Below are 17,544 nucleotides of genomic sequence, written 5' to 3' on the forward strand. Positions count from 1 at the left end.
TATCGTCTTGCGACGTTAAGAATCCATGTCACTTTGAGTGCCCACACAGATTGTCTGATAAATTGTTAAAGAGCAGTGCCGCTACGTTTTCGCTGCGGCGCGGGGTGTGCATATTACGCTTTCCCGCTTCAGAGTCAAGCGTTTATTTTTGCTTTTCTCTGCTGACCCGGCGGCTTGCGTGCCGTTGTTCCGTGTCAGTGGAGGCGCATTATAGGGAGTAATTCTGAACCTGCAAGCGTAAAGTGAAAATTATTTACTGACCGCTCACTTTCCAGGCAAATCACTCTTCAGACCTCAATTTTCGCCTGGTTTTTAATCAAAAACGAGCCGCAAGCGGCCCGTTTTTGCGTTTTGTGACTTACTGCACTGCCACAATGCGATCGTCGTTGGCTTCCAGACGGATAACTTTGCCCGGAACCAACTCCCCGGAGAGAATTTGCTGCGCAAGCGGGTTTTCGATCTGCTGCTGGATGGCACGTTTTAACGGACGCGCGCCATAAACAGGATCGTAACCATTCTCGCTCAGCAGTTTCAGCGCATCATCCGAGATGTGGATTTCATACCCACGGTCTTCCAGACGCTTGTACAGACGCTGCAACTGGATCTGTGCAATCGACGCGATGTGTTTCTCACCCAACGGATGGAACACGACCACTTCATCAATACGGTTGATGAACTCCGGACGGAAGTTTTGGCTGACCACACCCAGCACCAGATCTTTCATATGGCTGTAATCCAGCTCACCGAAGCGTTCCTGAATCAAATCGGAACCCAGGTTCGAGGTCATGATCACCACCGTGTTACGGAAGTCGACCGTTCTCCCCTGCCCGTCCGTCAGGCGTCCATCATCCAGTACCTGCAACAGGATGTTAAATACGTCAGGGTGTGCCTTTTCCACTTCATCCAGCAGGATGACGGAATAAGGACGACGGCGAACCGCTTCCGTCAGATAACCGCCCTCTTCATAACCGACATATCCCGGAGGCGCACCGACCAGACGCGAGACGGAGTGTTTCTCCATGAACTCGGACATGTCGATACGCACCATCGCATCGTCGCTGTCGAACATAAAGTTTGCCAGCGCTTTACACAGCTCAGTTTTACCGACACCGGTTGGCCCCAGGAACAGGAACGAGCCGATTGGACGATTCGGATCGGACAGCCCTGCACGGCTACGACGAATGGCGTTAGATACCGCTTCGACCGCTTCGTTCTGGCCAATAACGCGCTGATGCAGATCCTGCTCCATACGCAGCAGTTTTTCGCGCTCACTTTCCATCATGCGAGCCACAGGAATACCCGTCCAGCGCGCCAGCACTTCGGCAATCTCGGCATCCGTCACTTTATTACGCAACAGACGCATGGTTTTGCCTTCCGACTGCGTGGCGATCTCAAGCTGTTTTTCCAGCTCAGGGATCTTGCCGTACTGTAACTCGGACATCCGCGCCAGGTCCCCTACGCGACGCGCCTGCTCAATGGCAATTTTCGCCTGCTCCAGCTCTGCCTTGATTGTCTGGGTGCCAGAGAGGGAGGCTTTCTCAGCTTTCCACTCTTCTTCCAGTTCAGAATACTGACGCTCTTTCTCATCCAGCTCTTCGTTGAGCATATCGAGGCGTTTCTTACTCGCTTCATCAGACTCTTTGTTCAGCGCCTGCTGTTCCAGCTTGAGCTGGATAATGCGGCGATCGAGTCGGTCTAACTCTTCCGGCTTCGAGTCAATCTGCATGCGGATACTGGACGCGGCTTCATCGATAAGGTCGATGGCTTTATCCGGCAGCTGACGATCGGCGATATAACGATGCGAAAGCGTCGCCGCCGCAACGATGGCCGGGTCAGTGATCTGCACGTGATGGTGCAGTTCATAGCGCTCTTTCAGACCGCGCAAAATAGCGATGGTGTCTTCAACGCTTGGTTCAGCGACAAACACCTTCTGGAAACGACGCTCCAGCGCGGCATCTTTTTCAATGTACTGACGATACTCGTCCAGCGTGGTGGCACCGACGCAGTGAAGTTCACCGCGCGCCAGCGCAGGTTTCAGCATGTTCCCGGCATCCATTGCGCCGTCAGCTTTACCGGCCCCAACCATGGTATGCAGTTCGTCAATAAACAGGATGACGTTACCTTCCTGTTTTGCCAGATCGTTCAACACGCCTTTCAGACGCTCTTCGAACTCGCCGCGATATTTCGCCCCGGCCACCAGCGCGCCCATATCCAGAGCCAGCACCCGGCGGCCTTTCAGCCCTTCAGGCACTTCACCATTAACGATACGTTGCGCCAGCCCTTCAACGATGGCGGTTTTACCGACGCCGGGCTCACCAATCAGTACCGGGTTGTTTTTGGTACGACGTTGCAGTACCTGGATAGTCCGGCGAATTTCTTCGTCACGGCCGATCACCGGGTCAAGTTTGCCCTGCTCGGCACGTTCGGTCAGGTCGACCGTAAATTTCTTCAAAGCCTGACGTTGGTCTTCGGCTCCCTGATCGTTCACACTTTCACCTCCGCGCATTTTCTCAATCGCCTGGGTCACATTGGCGGTGGTTGCACCGGCGGATTTCAGCAGGTCGGTCAAGGTACCGCGTGATTCAAGCGCCGCCAGAACAAACAACTCTGACGAAATAAAGTTGTCCCCACGTTTTTGCGCCAGCTTGTCGCAAAGGTTCAGCACGCGCACCAGATCCTGCGACGGCTGGACGTCGCCACCGGTACCTTCTACCTGTGGTAAACGGCTCAGCGCCTGATCGATGGCGGTGCGTAGCTGGCCGGCATTAATGCCAGCGGACGTTAATAAAGGACGTACCGATCCCCCTTCCTGATTCAGCAAGGCGCTCATTAAATGAAGAGGTTCGATAAACTGGTTGTCGTGCCCCAGTGCGAGGGACTGGGCATCGGCGAGAGCAAGCTGGAATTTATTAGTAAGACGATCCAGACGCATAACTCCTCCCATAACAGGTCAAATTTGCTACTGGAGATTAAATGAGGTCATCCCTCAATTATTCAAGGTTAATAACCTGAATTATGTGAAAAGAAAACGGCGCGTGCCGGATCGTCTTGATTCTTTAGGTTATATCAGCCAAATGAAACTTGCCATACGGCCTGTTGTCTTGTCGCGGCGATAGGAGAAAAAATCACCCTTTTCGGTGAAGGTACAGCGATCGCCACCGAAGATCTGCGTCACCCCAACGTTATTCAAACGTTGGCGGGCCAACTGATAAATATCGGCCAGATATTTGTCACCGGAAGCCACAAACGCGTCAACCGCTTGCGGATCTTTTTCCATAAAGGCTTCGCGCACTTCAGGCCCTACCTCAAACGCCTGCGGACCAATCGCCGGGCCAAGCCAGGCAATGATATTCGCGGGAGTGTCCCGGAAGCAGGCGACGGTCTCTTCCAGCACGCCTTCGCACAGCCCGCGCCATCCGGCATGGGCAGCAGCCACTTCAGTTCCCGCCTGATTGCAGAACAACACAGGCAGGCAATCGGCGGTCATCACCGCGCAAACCGTTCCGGGCGTATTGCTGTACGAGGCATCGGCGCGTTTAGACGCGTAAGGCTCACCCGACAGCGTCAGCACCGCTTTACCGTGCACCTGCTCAAGCCAGACCGGTTTTGAAGGGAGGTTTCCCGCAGCAAAAAGGCGCTTGCGGTTCTCTTCAACGTGTTCCGGGTTATCGCCACAGTGCGCGCCGAGGTTCAGAGACTCCCACGCGCCCTGGCTCACGCCACCGATACGGGTCGAACTACAGGCGGCCACGCCTTCAGGCAGCGGCCACTCCGGGACAATCAGCTTGGTCATAACCAGTCCACGTGATCCTTATGTTCTTCGAAATCTGCGCGCATCGCGTCGATAAGTTCCACCATATCCTGTGGGATCGGCGCATGCCATTCCATCTGAATTCCGGTAATGGGATGGTAAAGACGTAGCATCGTCGCATGCAGCGCCTGACGATCGAATTTACGCAGCACGGAGATGAATTCATCCGACGCCCCTTTTGGTGGACGCGGACGACCGCCGTAAACCGGATCACCCACCAGCGGATGGGTAATATGCGCCATGTGCACGCGGATCTGGTGGGTACGCCCGGTTTCCAGACGCAGACGCAGGCGCGTATGAATACGGAAATGCTCCATGATACGGTAGTGGGTTACCGCCGGTTTACCCATCGGGTGCACGGACATATGCGTACGCTTGGTTGGGTGACGGCTAATCGGCTCTTCCACCGTGCCGCCAGAGGTCATATGACCAATGGCCACCGCCTCATACTCACGCGTGATTTCGCGCAGCTGTAAAGATTCCACCAGGCGAGTCTGAGCCGGAATCGTCTTCGCCACCACCATCAGACCCGTAGTGTCTTTATCCAGACGGTGAACGATCCCGGCACGCGGTACGTCAGCAATCGGCGGATAATAATGAAGGAGTGCGTTAAGTACCGTACCGTCAGGATTGCCCGCGCCCGGATGGACAACAAAATCGCGCGGCTTGTTGATGACCAGAATATCGTCATCTTCGTAGACGATCTCCAGGGGGATATCCTGCGGCTCGAAGCGAATTTCCTCTTCGATTTCAGCATTGATGGCGACAGCTTCCCCACCAAACACTTTCTCTTTAGGTTTGTCCCAGATCTTGCCGTTTACCAGCACGCGCTGGTCAAGGATCCATTCTTTTATGCGTGAACGCGAATAATCAGGGAACAATTCGGCCAAAGCCTGATCTAAGCGTTGACCGAGCTGATTTTCGGAGACTGTTGCGGTGAGTTCTACTCGTTGTGCCATAAACTGCTTCTTCGTTTAACGTTGGGTTTTACGGCTTTGCCGTTTAATATAGTGTGCTATTGTAGCTGGTCTTAATCGGGAGCAGGAACTGAGTTTCTCCCGGACAAACATTTGAGGAAAGTCAAAACGTCATGACGCGCATGAAATATCTGGTGGCAGCGGCCACGTTGAGCCTGGCTTTGGTGGGCTGCTCCGGTTCGAATGAACAGGTCCCTGACAATCCGCCGAATGAAATCTATGCGACTGCACAACAAAAGTTGCAGGACGGTAACTGGAAACAGGCGATAACGCAACTGGAAGCGTTGGATAATCGCTATCCGTTTGGTCCGTATTCGCAGCAGGTACAGTTAGATCTTATCTACGCCTACTACAAAAACGCCGATCTGCCGCTGGCTCAGGCAACCATCGACCGTTTCATGCGTCTGAACCCTACCCATCCTAACATCGATTACGTGATGTACATGCGCGGCCTGACTAACATGGCGCTGGATGACAGTGCATTGCAGGGCTTCTTCGGGGTGGATCGTTCTGACCGTGACCCGCAACATGCACGTGATGCTTTCAATGACTTCTCCAAACTGGTGCGTAGCTACCCGAACAGCCAGTACATTACCGATGCCACTAAGCGTCTGGTGTTCCTGAAAAATCGTCTGGCGAAATACGAGTACTCCGTTGCGGAATACTACACCCGCCGCGGCGCATGGGTTGCCGTGGTTAACCGTGTAGAAGGCATGCTGCGCGATTATCCGGATACACAGGCGACGCGTGATGGCCTGAAGCTGATGGAGAATGCATATCGCCAGATGCAGATGACGGCTCAGGCTGACAAAGTGGCGAAAATTATTGCCGCGAACAGCAGCAATACCTGATACCGCTACAACGCAAAACGGCAGCCCGCAGGCTGCCGTTTTTTTATCATTCAGACTTCCGATGAAGCGGTTTAGCCTCAACACATCCATTCAACTATGACCGTAATTGCTGGCTTCGACAAGGTAAATCTCACCTCTTCCTGCCCTGCCTCACAAAAAAGATTCCCTGACAAAAACCGACAAAATAACGTGATCTAAATCACACATTTTGACATTAGGTCGGGTATGCTGGAATCACCAAGACGGAAAGACAAGAGGTAACATTTATGACAATGAACATTACCAGTAAACAAATGGAAATTACTCCGGCAATCCGCCAGCACGTCGCAGACCGTCTCGCCAAACTGGATAAATGGCAAACACATTTGATTAACCCACATATCATCCTGTCCAAGGAGCCGCAGGGTTTCATCGCTGATGCAACTATCAATACTCCAAACGGCCATCTGGTCGCCAGCGCAAAACACGAGGATATGTACACCGCAATTAACGATTTGATCAACAAGCTGGAACGGCAGCTCAATAAAGTGCAACACAAAGGTGAAGCCCGTCGCGCCACAACGTCGGTGAAAGACGCCAGCTTCGCGGAAGAAGTTGAAGAAGAGTAATCCTCTAAAATTGAGTGTACCGACAACGCGCCTCCGGGCGCGTTTTTTATTGACAGGATCAAAACAGTACAGGTACTTTAACCCTATCAATTTCAGGACGACCTTATGAAACAGACGCCGTTTTTCTTCGCATTCTTTTTTACCTTCCCCTGACCGGGAGGCGTTTCGTCGTGTGATAAAGAATGCGAAGACGAACATCAAGGCCTCCCACACCGGGAGGCCTTTTTTATTGATAACGATAAATTGAGACAGACAACACTATGACACCGGAAAACCCGCTCCTGGATTTGCGCGTAAAGATCAGCGCTCTCGATGAAAAATTACTGGCCTTGCTGGCAGAACGCCGCGCGCTCGCTGTGGAAGTGGGCAAAGCCAAGCTGGATTCCCATCGGCCGGTACGCGATATCGATCGCGAACGTGATTTACTGGAACGGTTGATTCAGCTCGGTAAAGCGCATCATCTGGATGCCCACTACATCACCCGCCTGTTCCAGCTCATCATCGAAGATTCCGTTCTGACGCAGCAAGCCTTGCTCCAGCAACATCTGAACAAAACCAACCCGCACTCTGCGCGCGTCGCATTTCTCGGCCCGAAAGGCTCTTATTCTCACCTGGCGGCTCGCCAGTACGCCGCCCGCCATTTCGAAGAGTTTATTGAGAGCGGTTGTGCGAAATTTGCGGACATTTTCAACCAGGTCGAAACCGGCCAGGCGGATTACGCCGTGGTGCCTATCGAGAACACCAGCTCCGGCGCCATCAACGATGTTTACGATCTGCTCCAGCACACCAGCCTGTCGCTGGTCGGTGAGCTGACTATTCCTATCGATCACTGCGTGCTGGTCGTCGGCTCAACGGACCTGAGTCAGATCGAAACGGTTTATAGCCACCCGCAGCCGTTCCAGCAGTGCAGCCAGTTCCTGAACCGTTATCCGCACTGGAAAATTGAGTACACCGAGAGCACCTCGGCGGCGATGGAAAAAGTGGCGCAGGCAAACTCTTCTGCCGTCGCGGCACTCGGTAGCGAAGCGGGCGGCGCACTGTATGGCTTACAGGTTCTGGAGCGCAATCTGGCGAACCAGACGCAGAATATCACCCGTTTCGTGGTTCTGGCCCGCAAGGCCATCAACGTGTCCGATCAGGTACCGGCGAAAACCACCCTGCTGATGGCGACCGGCCAGCAGGCGGGCGCGCTGGTTGAAGCGCTGCTGGTGCTGCGTAATCACAACCTGATCATGACGAAGCTGGAATCCCGCCCAATCCACGGCAATCCGTGGGAAGAGATGTTCTATCTCGACATCCAGGCCAACCTGAAATCTGCATCCATGCAGAAAGCCCTGCGCGAGCTGGGCGAGATCACCCGCTCCATGAAAGTGCTGGGCTGCTATCCGAGCGAAAACGTGGTCCCGGTCGACCCGGCTTAACGTTCGATGAAGTGGCTTTTCTTCATCCCTGCCACATTTACGGGCAGGGTGAAGATAGCCCCGGAAAGCGGAAATTTTGCCAGCTCCTCCGCCTCCATGTTTTCCCGCGTGGTGGTGATAAACAGCGTTTTCATATCGTCGCCGCCAAAGCAGACCATTGTCGGGCAACGTACCGGCAGCCGGTACTCTTCCAGCTGTTCTCCCTGCGGGGAAAACCGCGCTATCCGCCAGCCGTCAAACAGCGCGCTCCAGTAGCAGCCTTCCTCATCCATTGCCGCACCGTCGGGAATACCTTCTCCCTCGCTAAAACGGCGAAATTCTTCGCGCGTTCCGGGTTCAGCCAGCTCATCAAGCGGTGTGCGGTAGATCACGCCGTTCGGCGTATCAGAGGTAAACATCCACCGTTTGTCAGGGCTAAACGCTAAACCGTTATGCCCCTGAATATCGCACTGGATCACTTTCGGCGTCAGGTCGTTATCAATACGCATCAGCATGGCGCCGTTATAATCTCCCGGCCCCCAGAAGGTGCCCGCATAAAACCGTCCCTGATGGTCGGTGCCACCGTCATTAAAGCGTGCAAGCAGCGGATTAGACGGGTTATCGCATACCTTACGCTGGAGCAGGCCGTGTTTGTCGGCCAGCCAGATGGCGTTACGCATCGCGACGATAAATCCGCCGCGTTCACGCAGGGCAAAACACCCGACTTCTTCATGGAATGAGAGCACCGAATGTTCCGCGGTGGGCAGATGATACCGATGGATCTCCCCTTCCAGAATATCTGCCCAGTAGAGCGCATTTTCTTCTGCACTCCACGTCGGGCATTCGGGCAGATGCCCGGTATAGTTCAACAGCAGCTGCGGTTCAGCCATAACAGATCCCCAAAATGAAAAAAGCCAGCAATGCTGGCTTTCAGTATATACATCATCCGATTACTGGCGACTGTCATTTGCCTGGCGCAACAGGGTGCGGCTTTCGCTCTGGAATCGCGTGGCGTAATCACCGAACCAGTGCTCCACTTTACGGAAACTGTCGATAAAAGCCTGTTTATCGCCTTGCTCCAGCAAGGTGATCGCTTCGCCAAAACGTTGATAATAACGTTTGATCAGTGCCAGGTTATTTTCAGACGACATGATGATGTCAGCATAAAGCTGTGGATCCTGCGCAAACAGTCGCCCGACCATCGCCAGCTCGAGACGATAGATTGGCGAGGAAAGCGCCAGCAATTGTTCAAGCTGAACGTTCTCTTCCGCCAGGTGCAGCCCATAGGCGAAAGTAGCAAAGTGGCGCAGCGCCTGAATAAACGCCATGTTCTGGTCATGCTCTACCGCGCTAATGCGGTGTAAACGCGCCCCCCAGACCTGAATCTGTTCCAGGAACCACTGGTAGGCTTCCGGCTGCCGTCCGTCACAGTAAACCACGACCTGCTTCGCAAGGCTGCCGCTGTCCGGGCCAAACATCGGATGCAACCCAAGCACAGGGCCGGTGTGTGCCGCCAGCATGGCCTGTAGCGGACCATTTTTAACGGAGGCCAGATCCACCAGAATGCAATCCTCCGGCAGGGGAGGAAGCTTACCGATGATCTGCTCCGTCACGTGTATCGGCACGCTGACGATAACCATACCGGCATCTTTCATCCGTTCTGCCGCGTGCGGCCAATCCTCTTTCTCAAGAATACGTACCTGATAGCCAGAGAGCGTCAGCATTTTTTCAAACAGACGCCCCATCTGCCCGCCGCCACCGACGATAACCACCGGACGCAGCGATGGACAGAGGGTTTTGAAGCCCTTGTCGTTTTCGCTGGAATAGGACTCGCGCATCACGCGACGCAGGACGTCTTCAATCAAATCAGGTGAAACGCCCAGGGCCTGCGCCTCTTTACGGCGGGAGGCGAGCATAGAGGCCTCGCGCTCCGGAACGTAAATCGGCAGGCCATATTTGCTTTTCACTTCCCCGACCTCAGCAACCAGCGCCATGCGGCGCGCCAGAAGATCCAGCAGCGCCTTATCCACTTCATCAATTTGATCGCGTAATGCGGTCAATTCAGCAACCATAACTACCCTCTTAAGCCAGACGCGTCGCCAGCTGGCCGTTCAAATCTTTGTGGATCTCACGCAGCAGCGCATCGGTGGTTTCCCAGCTGATACAGGCATCCGTGACGGAGACGCCGGGCTTCATCGCGCTGCGCGGCTGTTCCGATGACTGATTGCCTTCATGAATATTACTTTCAATCATCAAGCCGATAATTGAACGGTTGCCATCTTTAATCTGTGCAATCACAGACTCTGCAACCGCTGGCTGGCGACGGTAATCTTTATTCGAATTACCATGACTGCAATCTACCATTAGCGCCGGGCGCAGTCCTGCCTGTTCCATCTCTTTTTCACACTGCGCGACGTCCGCCGGGCTGTAGTTCGGTGCTTTACCGCCGCGGAGGATCACGTGACCGTCCGGGTTACCCTGGGTTTGCAGCAGGCATACCTGGCCCGCCTGGTTGATCCCAACAAAACGGTGCGGCATTGCGGCGGCGCGCATGGCGTTAATCGCCGTCGCCAGGCTGCCGTCGGTACCGTTTTTAAAACCAACCGGCATAGACAGACCAGACGCCATCTCGCGGTGGGTTTGTGATTCGGTGGTGCGCGCGCCAATCGCGGACCAGCTAAACAGATCGCCAAGGTACTGCGGGCTGTTCGGATCCAGCGCTTCGGTTGCCAGCGGCAGGCCCATGCTGACCAGTTCCACCAGCAGGCGACGCGCAATTTTCAGCCCTGCTTCCACGTCAAACGAGCCATCCATGTGCGGATCGTTGATCAATCCTTTCCAGCCAACCGTCGTGCGTGGCTTTTCAAAATAAACGCGCATCACCAGGTAGAGGCTATCGCTGACCTCCTCCGCTAATGCTTTAAATCGACGTGCGTACTCAATGGCGGTTTCAGGATCGTGAATAGAGCAAGGGCCGCATACCACCAGCAGACGCGGATCGCGGCCAGCGATAATGTCAGAAATGGTCTGGCGAGAATGCTCAATCTGAGCTTCCTGCGCGGCGCTCAGCGGAAACTCCGCCTTCAGTTGATCCGGGGTAATTAATACCTGTTCATCAGTGATATGTACGTTGTTCAGCGCGTCTTTTTGCATGATTGCGATCCTGTAAAACTCGTTTGCGATAGTGGTTTTCCTCAAGGAGGTGACACAACGATACCACAACAAGTAAAGATTTCAATCCAAAATACGTACACTTTAATTTACAGCAACCATTTTAATGCCAAAAAATCAGGCTTAAAACGTAAACATAAAATTACACAAGCGCATTTACTGCCCATCTACGCTCACGCAAGGAACACTATCCAGGCGCTGGCCGTGAGCTTAATAACCCTCTGGTGAATCGAAGGGAAACTTGGCTGGCACATGAATCCAGAAAACAAACAATGAATGAAATTATGAATTCCAGCAGACTTAATCGAAGCTGGCTTCATTCTCGGGAATATAATTCGCAGTAAGATTTAGCTTAGGTCAATACAGGGATATTTCTGACATAATGACGGCTATAAGAAACAATGGTATTCTGCCGGAAATTCTTAAGGGCATCTATTTCCGGGGCGGTTTGGCGGATTCTGATGAGAAATACATTCTTGATCGCTTTTCTTCACCTCCCCCTGGCGCTAATGCTGTTCATTTTAGTGAGTCCTGCAAGGGCAGGCTCGTTTACGGAAACGGATAAATCGGTACGTTCGATTGTTTCCGGTATTGTGAGCTACACCCGATGGCCAGCACTGTCCGGCCAGCCGAAGCTCTGTATTTATGCCTCTTCCCGTTACAGACAGGCGCTCAGCAGTGGAGATGTAAATAACCCGTTGCCCTATACCCCTGTCATTGTGCATAGCGATCGGGAAGCGCTCGCGGCAAGGTGTGATGCCCTCTATTTCGGGAGTGAGTTGCCGGCAAAACAACAGGAAATAATAAATCAATATCAAGGCCATGCGTTGTTATTAATGTCAGAGCAAAATCCTGAATGCGTTATTGGCAGCGCATTTTGTCTGATAATAGAGTCCAACCAGGTCAGATTTTCCGTCAATCTGGACGCGCTGGCGCGCAGTGGCGTAAGAGTCAATCCGGATGTATTAATGCTCGCGCGGAATAAGAAGCATGAATAAGGATGTCATATCAACACCGCGTCCGACGTTTAAAAGAACGTTGCGGCGAATCAGCATGATAAGCGTCGTTATAACGATGACGTTTATATGGTTGCTGCTGTGTTTCGCTTCCGTGGTGACATTAAAGGAATACGCGCAAAAAAACCTCGAACTCACCGGCGCCACCATGAGCCACAGCCTTGAAGCCTCTCTGGTGTTCAACGATGCCGTGGCGGCAAACGAAACGCTTGCAACCCTCGGTAAGCAGGGGCAGTTTGCCGTGGCGGAAGTGCTTAACGCGCATCATAAACGGTTTGCCTGGTGGTCATGGAACCCGGCGGATAATACCGACACGCTCGGCGCACTGGTCAGCCGCTGGTTGTTCCCTCTTCCTGTCGCACAGCCCATCATGCATAACGGCAATGTGATTGGCGAAATTCGACTGACCGCACGAGACAGCCTGATTAGCCATTTTATCTGGCTGTCATTTGCCGTTCTCACCGGCTGCATTCTTATTGCCTCTGCCGTCGCATTGACCATCACCCGCTCGCTCCATCATGGCATGGTCGCTGAAATGCAAAACATCACTGACGTTGTGCATGATGTCCGCACCAACCGCAACTTCTCTCGCCGGGTAACTGAAGGCCGGATTGAAGAATTTCACCAGTTTGGTGAAGACTTCAACAGCCTGTTGGATGAAATGGAGGAATGGCAGCTCAAGCTACAGGCCAAAAACGCGCAGCTATTGCGTACCGCCATGCACGATCCGCTCACGGGGCTGGCAAACCGCGCCGCGTTTCGCAACAACATTGCGGCATTAATGAATGACGCTTCGGCAAAAATCAATTCTGCCCTGCTCTTCCTGGACGGTGATAACTTCAAGTTTATCAACGATACCTGGGGCCATGCCGCGGGTGACTGCGTCCTGATCGAAGCCGCAAAAAGGATGGTCGAATTTGGCGAAAAGCGTCATCAGTCTTACCGTCTCGGCGGCGACGAGTTTGCCATGATCCTGTACGGCGTCCATACCGAGCGTGAGGTGGAATATATTTGCGCCGCGCTGTCACAGCAATTTATTCGTCCGTTTGATCTGCATAACGGGCACACAGCATCAATGTCACTCAGCATTGGCTTTGCTCTGGCTTGGGAAAATGGCTCCGTTGAGGCATTACTGGAGCAAGCCGATCGCAATATGTATCTGGTCAAGAACCAGCGTTCGAAAACAATATCCTGAAAGGAAGACGATATGTTAAAGCGATACTTTGCGCCGTTGTTACTGGCATCTCTGGCTATGTCCGGGTGCCAGACGCCGGACGGTAAATTCACACCAGCGCAAATTGCGGCCATGAAGTCCTACGGCTTTAACGAACTGAACGGCGACTGGTCTCTGGGCCTGTCGGATAAGATCCTGTTTGATAAAAATGACGCCAGACTGCGGCCGGAAAGTGAAACGCAGATCCAGACTATGGCCTCACGTCTGGCGGCAACCGGTCTGAATCACGCCCGGATGGACGGCCATACGGATAACTATGGTGAAGAGCGCTACAACGAAGCGCTTTCGTTAAAACGCGCCAACGTCGTGGCGGATGCCTGGGCGAAGGGCGCGAACATCCCGCGCAGCAACCTCACCACGCGGGGCTTAGGTAAAAAATACCCGGTCAGCAGCAACCGCACTGCGCAAGGGCGCGCTGAAAACCGCCGGGTTGCGGTGGTCATCAGCACGCCATAAGGCTATTTAACGGATGATCCGGCGAGCGACACGCCTGAAGCCGCTCGCCAGCGCAGCCAGTCGATCGCAATGAACACCGCCAGGCTGACGCCCATCACCGGCAACGCCAGCCCCAGCAGAACGCTTATCAGCAAGGTCACACCCCTTCCCCACAGCGGCAATGCCAGCCAGCTTTGACAGAGCGTCTGGACCGGGTTCGCGGCTGACGTTGCAGGCCGACGCATCCACCACATCCGGTATCCCAGGATAATCAGCACGCACAGCGCAACACCAAACGCGATGAGCACCAGCTGATTTGCCAGACCAAACAGTATCCCCATATGGAAATCGACGCCCCAGCGGGTGAGTTTCGCCATCAGCGGAAAATCCTCGAAGCGATTGCCGTCCAGCACCTTCAGAGAGTGGGGATCCACGGCAACGGCATCAACCTGCGTCGGCCAGCTGCGATCGATTTCCGTCACCGTCCATGCCTGGTCAGCCCTTTTTGCCGGGCGGATCTCAACTTTGTTCGCATCAATCCCCGACTGGCGAGCAGCCTGCAACACGCTGTCAAAAAGCGACAGCTCGACCGGCATGTCAGGCATCGTCATAGCACCGTGATGGCCACGGTGTTCGGCGTGTTCATCCATCATTTCCGGCGCACCGGAAAGCTGGGTATTGACCTGCGGCGTCAGCCAGTTCATCTCTGCCCGCAGCTTGTCAACGTTACCCCCGGCCCATTGTGACCAGGTTAAACCGGTGGCTGAGAACAGCAGCATTCCCGCCAGCAGCGTCCAGCCTAACATCACATGCAGGCGACGACGATTCTGGAAACGGTTGTTAATGCGGCGCTTTGGCCGGGTGTAGAACCACAGCGCGATACCGCCCAGGGCAGCAACCCACATCCAGGAGGCGGCTAACTCGCTATAGAGCCGCCCGAGGTTGCCCAGCATCAGCGAGGTATGCAGATAATCGATAGTCTGACGCAGCGGTAAAATCCCGCTGGTGCCGTACACGGTCATATCCCCGCGTAGTTCAAGGCTGACAGGATCAACAAAGAGCGCCCGGTGCTCGGAGGGACCAAGCTTCGGGTCGGCAAACATCACGCGGGTCGTTTCGCCCTTTTCCAGCCCCGGACGAACGGCATGTAAACGCAGCGCTGAACCCACGGCGTTTTCCGCCACGGCAATTTGTTCAGCAAGAGGCTGCGCATCACCCACGGCATCCGTGTGGAGTGCGTTACGGTACAACGCATTTTCAAGCTGCGGCGTTGCCACATACAGCGTACCGGTCAGCGCGGCGAAGAAGATAAACGGACCGACAAACAGCCCGATGTAGAAATGGAGGCGACGCAGCAGGTTTCCCCATGCCGCGCGCGAAGTGCAGGTAGTCATACTTTTCCTTTTTAAGGCAAAAAGTGAGTGATTTTGTTTTAAAGGGAGAAAGCAGACCGCCGCGGCGGCGCGCGGGTATCAGGATAAAGCCAGGGGAAGAAGTGCCAGTGGCTGACCGCCTGACGTGGCGGCTTCAGCCGCAGCCGCTGCAACACCACGCTGAGCAGAACGATAAGCGCCAGCATCACGCCCGGCACGTGCGCCAGCAGCACGCAGTAGCCGCACGCCTCCGCATGGTCAACCGGCATCGTGTGTGGCATATCGCCGTGATGCTCATCCATCGACATCATGCTCATGTCATGGTGCATGCCAGGCATCGCGCTCATGGGATCTTTTTGCAGCGAGACGGAGATCAGCGGCGCCACGACGATCAGCAGGATCGCAAACAGCGCGGTCAATGCCGCTGCGCGTTTCCATCTATGCTGATGCAGTACGTTATCCACTTATCCTCCACCCAAGAGGCCAACATTGTAAATGATTTATGACGGAAGGGTTAACACGAGAGGTGCGATGGGATAAAAAAAGGGCCAGCCTTTCGGCCAGCCCTTTCTAACAGGATGTCGCTTAAGCGAATCTTAGTTCAGACGCTCTTTAATACGAGCAGACTTACCAGTACGCTCACGCAGGTAGTACAGTTTAGCTTTACGTACAGCACCACGACGTTTAACAGCAATGCTGTCAACTACCGGAGAGTGAGTCTGGAAGACACGCTCAACGCCTTCGCCGTTGGAAATTTTACGAACAGTGAATGCAGAGTGCAGACCGCGGTTACGAATAGCGATAACCACGCCCTCGAATGCCTGCAGACGTTTTTTGGAACCTTCAACAACCCATACTTTCACTTCCACGGTATCACCTGGACGGAAGGAAGGTACGTCCTGCTTCATCTGCTCTTGTTCAAGTTGCTTAATAATGTTGCTCATAATTTAATCTCTTATCCTGGGTAAACTGATATTCGGGAGCGTATTACGCATTCCCATCATGTTCATGCTGCTGGTGCGCGTGTTCGGTTTTGAACTCGGCCAGCAACTTTGCTTGCTCTTCAGTCAGAGCCAGGTTTTCCAGAAGTTCAGGTCTTCTAAGCCAGGTTCGGCCCAGCGACTGCTTCAAACGCCAGCGACGTATCTCGGCATGGTTTCCTGACAGTAATACTGCCGGTACTTCCATCCCTTCTAACACTTCAGGACGAGTATAGTGTGGACAGTCCAGCAATCCATCGGCAAAGGAATCTTCCGTTGCCGAAGCTTCATGGCCCAGAACACCCGGAATAAACCGGGCAACGGAGTCAATCAGCGTCATTGCGGGTAACTCACCACCGCTGAGAACGTAATCGCCGATAGACCATTCTTCGTCAATCTCGGTTTGAATTACGCGCTCATCTATCCCTTCGTAGCGACCACAGACCAGAATCAGCTTTTGATTCGTCGCCAGTTCGCTCACGCCCGCTTGATCAAGCTTGCGTCCCTGAGGTGACAGATAAATCACCTTCGCGCCTTCACCTGCCGCGGCTTTTGCTGTGTGAATGGCGTCCCGTAAGGGTTGCACCATCATCAGCATCCCCGGTCCGCCGCCGTAGGGACGATCGTCCACGGTACGGTGCCGGTCATGCGTAAAGTCACGCGGACTCCAGCTCTGGATGCTCAGCAGGCCATTCTTTACTGCCCGGCCAGTTACCCCGTAATCGGTAATCGCGCGGAACATTTCAGGAAACAGGCTAATTATGCCAATCCACATAGCGCCGTCTTTTACCGTTTATCCGGAGAATTAAAAACCAGGATCCCAATCTACTTCAATGGTTTGAGTAGCGAGATCGACTTTCTTGATAACCTGTCCATCGAGGAACGGGACCAGCCGCTCCTTGATGCCAAATGCATCTTTCAGGTTTGCCTTAATGACGAGAACGTCATTTGACCCGGTTTCCATCATGTCGATGACTTTCCCCAGGCTGTAGCCTTCAGTGGTCACTACCTGGCAACCCATAAGGTCTTTCCAGTAGTAGTCGCCCTCTTCCAGCTGTGGCAACTGCGACGAATCCACGACAATTTCACAATTAGTCAGCGCATTCGCGGCATCACGATCGTCAATGCCTTTCAGCTTGATGATGATGTCCTGATTGTGGTGACGCCAGCTTTCCAGCTCGACCTCTTCCCACTTACCGGCTTTCTGGATGAACCAGGGCTGGTAATCAAAAATGCTATCAGCGTCTTCAGTGGAGGAAAACACTCTGAGCCAACCACGGATACCGTAGCAAGAACCCATTTTTCCCAATACGATCGGTTCAACAGGTGCTTTATTGCTCATCATGACCACCGTGACAGATTAAGCTGCTTTGTTTGCTGCTTTGATCAGCGTAGCAACGCGATCGGAAACAGTAGCGCCCTGGCCAACCCAGTGAGCGATACGATCCAGATCCAGACGGGTTTCTTCTTCTGCGCCAGAGGCCAGTGGGTTGAAGAAACCAACGCGCTCGATGAAGCGACCGTTGCGTGCATTACGGCTGTCAGTCACAACAACCTGGTAGAACGGACGCTTTTTAGCGCCGTGACGTGCTAAACGAATAGTTACCATAACATCCTCTTGTGTGAATAAAACAACCGGGCCCCATCGAGGAACGGAGCCCGGGTGTCATATTAAAAGCCCGAAAATT

At 53.8% G+C, this 17,544-nt stretch carries 19 protein-coding genes and 1 other annotated feature; of the genes, 7 read left to right on the forward strand and 12 right to left on the reverse strand.

The window, feature by feature from the left end:
• Positions 1–358: 358 nt before the first annotated feature.
• The 3 genes from clpB to rluD form a co-directional block, all read right to left on the reverse strand.
• On the reverse strand, positions 359–2,932 hold the full coding sequence (gene clpB / locus A3466_RS07275) for an ATP-dependent chaperone ClpB (protein WP_063450038.1): 2,574 nt from the start codon (positions 2,930–2,932) through the stop codon (positions 359–361).
• A gap of 129 nt (positions 2,933–3,061) precedes the next feature.
• The gene (gene yfiH / locus A3466_RS07280) at positions 3,062–3,793 is read right to left on the reverse strand and encodes a purine nucleoside phosphorylase YfiH (RefSeq protein ID WP_063450039.1); all 732 of its coding nucleotides are present in this window, start codon (positions 3,791–3,793) and stop codon (positions 3,062–3,064) included.
• Positions 3,790–4,770 (reverse strand): 23S rRNA pseudouridine(1911/1915/1917) synthase RluD, encoded by a 981-nt coding sequence (gene rluD, locus A3466_RS07285; protein WP_063450040.1) that lies wholly within the window; start codon positions 4,768–4,770, stop codon positions 3,790–3,792. Before rluD ends, yfiH begins: the two co-directional genes overlap by 4 nt.
• Positions 4,771–4,901: 131 nt before the next feature.
• On the opposite strand from rluD, the gene bamD reads away from it, so the two are divergent.
• From bamD to pheA, 4 genes are all read left to right on the forward strand, one after another.
• Complete coding sequence (gene bamD / locus A3466_RS07290; protein WP_063450041.1) at positions 4,902–5,639, forward strand: outer membrane protein assembly factor BamD; 738 nt, start codon at positions 4,902–4,904, stop codon at positions 5,637–5,639.
• Positions 5,640–5,905: 266 nt separating this feature from the next.
• Positions 5,906–6,247, forward strand: coding sequence for a ribosome-associated translation inhibitor RaiA (gene raiA / locus A3466_RS07295; protein WP_008502470.1), 342 nt, complete (start codon positions 5,906–5,908; stop codon positions 6,245–6,247).
• 104 nt (positions 6,248–6,351) lie between these two features.
• Positions 6,352–6,477 (forward strand) — a sequence feature (Phe leader region).
• Positions 6,353–6,400, forward strand: coding sequence for a pheA operon leader peptide PheL (gene pheL, locus A3466_RS23085; protein WP_100229775.1), 48 nt, complete (start codon positions 6,353–6,355; stop codon positions 6,398–6,400). It overlaps the preceding feature by 48 nt.
• Positions 6,478–6,507: 30 nt before the next feature.
• Complete coding sequence (gene pheA, locus A3466_RS07300; protein ID WP_063450042.1) at positions 6,508–7,668, forward strand: bifunctional chorismate mutase/prephenate dehydratase; 1,161 nt, start codon at positions 6,508–6,510, stop codon at positions 7,666–7,668.
• Here pheA and A3466_RS07305 read toward each other — a convergent pair.
• Genes A3466_RS07305 through aroF form a run of 3 tightly spaced genes read right to left on the reverse strand, consistent with a single transcriptional unit; the run spans position 7,665 to position 10,800 of the window.
• On the reverse strand, positions 7,665–8,537 hold the full coding sequence (locus A3466_RS07305) for an SMP-30/gluconolactonase/LRE family protein (protein WP_063450043.1): 873 nt from the start codon (positions 8,535–8,537) through the stop codon (positions 7,665–7,667). The genes pheA and A3466_RS07305 overlap by 4 nt on opposite strands.
• 60 nt (positions 8,538–8,597) lie before the next feature.
• Complete coding sequence (tyrA, locus tag A3466_RS07310; RefSeq protein ID WP_063450044.1) at positions 8,598–9,719, reverse strand: bifunctional chorismate mutase/prephenate dehydrogenase; 1,122 nt, start codon at positions 9,717–9,719, stop codon at positions 8,598–8,600.
• 10 nt (positions 9,720–9,729) lie between these two features.
• The gene (aroF, locus tag A3466_RS07315) at positions 9,730–10,800 is read right to left on the reverse strand and encodes a 3-deoxy-7-phosphoheptulonate synthase AroF (protein ID WP_063450045.1); all 1,071 of its coding nucleotides are present in this window, start codon (positions 10,798–10,800) and stop codon (positions 9,730–9,732) included.
• 479 nt (positions 10,801–11,279) lie between these two features.
• Here aroF and A3466_RS07320 point away from each other — a divergent pair, with 479 nt between their 5' ends.
• Genes A3466_RS07320 through A3466_RS07330 form a run of 3 tightly spaced genes read left to right on the forward strand, consistent with a single transcriptional unit; the run spans position 11,280 to position 13,524 of the window.
• Positions 11,280–11,816: a YfiR family protein gene (locus A3466_RS07320; RefSeq protein ID WP_063450067.1), complete on the forward strand. Its 537-nt coding sequence runs from the start codon at positions 11,280–11,282 to the stop codon at positions 11,814–11,816.
• Positions 11,809–13,029, forward strand: coding sequence for a diguanylate cyclase DgcN (dgcN, locus tag A3466_RS07325; protein ID WP_063450046.1), 1,221 nt, complete (start codon positions 11,809–11,811; stop codon positions 13,027–13,029). The genes A3466_RS07320 and dgcN overlap by 8 nt, the downstream gene beginning before the upstream one ends.
• Before the next feature lie 12 nt (positions 13,030–13,041).
• Positions 13,042–13,524 carry an OmpA family protein gene (locus A3466_RS07330; protein WP_063450047.1) on the forward strand — a complete coding sequence of 161 codons (483 nt, stop codon included), beginning with the start codon at positions 13,042–13,044 and terminating at the stop codon, positions 13,522–13,524.
• 2 nt (positions 13,525–13,526) lie between these two features.
• On the opposite strand, the gene A3466_RS07335 is transcribed toward A3466_RS07330, so the two are convergent.
• The 6 genes from A3466_RS07335 to rpsP form a co-directional block, all read right to left on the reverse strand.
• Positions 13,527–14,897 (reverse strand): PepSY-associated TM helix domain-containing protein, encoded by a 1,371-nt coding sequence (locus tag A3466_RS07335; protein ID WP_063450048.1) that lies wholly within the window; start codon positions 14,895–14,897, stop codon positions 13,527–13,529.
• 38 nt (positions 14,898–14,935) lie between these two features.
• Positions 14,936–15,340 carry a DUF2946 domain-containing protein gene (locus A3466_RS07340; RefSeq protein WP_063450049.1) on the reverse strand — a complete coding sequence of 135 codons (405 nt, stop codon included), beginning with the start codon at positions 15,338–15,340 and terminating at the stop codon, positions 14,936–14,938.
• Between the two features lie 132 nt (positions 15,341–15,472).
• A complete protein-coding gene (rplS, locus tag A3466_RS07345) occupies positions 15,473–15,820 on the reverse strand; it encodes a 50S ribosomal protein L19 (RefSeq protein WP_002914145.1) in 348 nt (115 codons plus the stop codon).
• A 43-nt stretch (positions 15,821–15,863) separates the two neighbouring features.
• On the reverse strand, positions 15,864–16,631 hold the full coding sequence (trmD, locus tag A3466_RS07350) for a tRNA (guanosine(37)-N1)-methyltransferase TrmD (RefSeq protein WP_014832949.1): 768 nt from the start codon (positions 16,629–16,631) through the stop codon (positions 15,864–15,866).
• Positions 16,632–16,661: 30 nt separating this feature from the next.
• Positions 16,662–17,201 (reverse strand): ribosome maturation factor RimM, encoded by a 540-nt coding sequence (gene rimM / locus A3466_RS07355; protein ID WP_028014127.1) that lies wholly within the window; start codon positions 17,199–17,201, stop codon positions 16,662–16,664.
• Positions 17,202–17,216: 15 nt separating this feature from the next.
• Positions 17,217–17,465 carry a 30S ribosomal protein S16 gene (rpsP, locus tag A3466_RS07360; protein ID WP_022649067.1) on the reverse strand — a complete coding sequence of 83 codons (249 nt, stop codon included), beginning with the start codon at positions 17,463–17,465 and terminating at the stop codon, positions 17,217–17,219.
• Between the last annotated feature and the right edge of the window lie 79 nt (positions 17,466–17,544).

The organism is Enterobacter genomosp. S, assembly GCF_001631805.1.
GTDB classification, from domain to species: domain Bacteria; phylum Pseudomonadota; class Gammaproteobacteria; order Enterobacterales; family Enterobacteriaceae; genus Enterobacter; species Enterobacter quasihormaechei.

Coding starts and splice junctions, on each gene's coding strand:
- trmD (WP_014832949.1), bottom strand. CDS start 16,631: ATGTGGATTGGCATAATTAGCCTGTTTCCTGAAATGTTCCGCGCGATT.
- rimM (WP_028014127.1), bottom strand. CDS start 17,201: ATGATGAGCAATAAAGCACCTGTTGAACCGATCGTATTGGGAAAAATG.
- aroF (WP_063450045.1), bottom strand. CDS start 10,800: ATGCAAAAAGACGCGCTGAACAACGTACATATCACTGATGAACAGGTA.
- rpsP (WP_022649067.1), bottom strand. CDS start 17,465: ATGGTAACTATTCGTTTAGCACGTCACGGCGCTAAAAAGCGTCCGTTC.
- rluD (WP_063450040.1), bottom strand. CDS start 4,770: ATGGCACAACGAGTAGAACTCACCGCAACAGTCTCCGAAAATCAGCTC.
- A3466_RS07335 (WP_063450048.1), bottom strand. CDS start 14,897: ATGACTACCTGCACTTCGCGCGCGGCATGGGGAAACCTGCTGCGTCGC.
- bamD (WP_063450041.1), top strand. CDS start 4,902: ATGACGCGCATGAAATATCTGGTGGCAGCGGCCACGTTGAGCCTGGCT.
- A3466_RS07330 (WP_063450047.1), top strand. CDS start 13,042: ATGTTAAAGCGATACTTTGCGCCGTTGTTACTGGCATCTCTGGCTATG.
- raiA (WP_008502470.1), top strand. CDS start 5,906: ATGACAATGAACATTACCAGTAAACAAATGGAAATTACTCCGGCAATC.
- pheA (WP_063450042.1), top strand. CDS start 6,508: ATGACACCGGAAAACCCGCTCCTGGATTTGCGCGTAAAGATCAGCGCT.
- A3466_RS07305 (WP_063450043.1), bottom strand. CDS start 8,537: ATGGCTGAACCGCAGCTGCTGTTGAACTATACCGGGCATCTGCCCGAA.
- rplS (WP_002914145.1), bottom strand. CDS start 15,820: ATGAGCAACATTATTAAGCAACTTGAACAAGAGCAGATGAAGCAGGAC.
- dgcN (WP_063450046.1), top strand. CDS start 11,809: ATGAATAAGGATGTCATATCAACACCGCGTCCGACGTTTAAAAGAACG.
- clpB (WP_063450038.1), bottom strand. CDS start 2,932: ATGCGTCTGGATCGTCTTACTAATAAATTCCAGCTTGCTCTCGCCGAT.
- yfiH (WP_063450039.1), bottom strand. CDS start 3,793: ATGACCAAGCTGATTGTCCCGGAGTGGCCGCTGCCTGAAGGCGTGGCC.
- A3466_RS07320 (WP_063450067.1), top strand. CDS start 11,280: ATGAGAAATACATTCTTGATCGCTTTTCTTCACCTCCCCCTGGCGCTA.
- tyrA (WP_063450044.1), bottom strand. CDS start 9,719: ATGGTTGCTGAATTGACCGCATTACGCGATCAAATTGATGAAGTGGAT.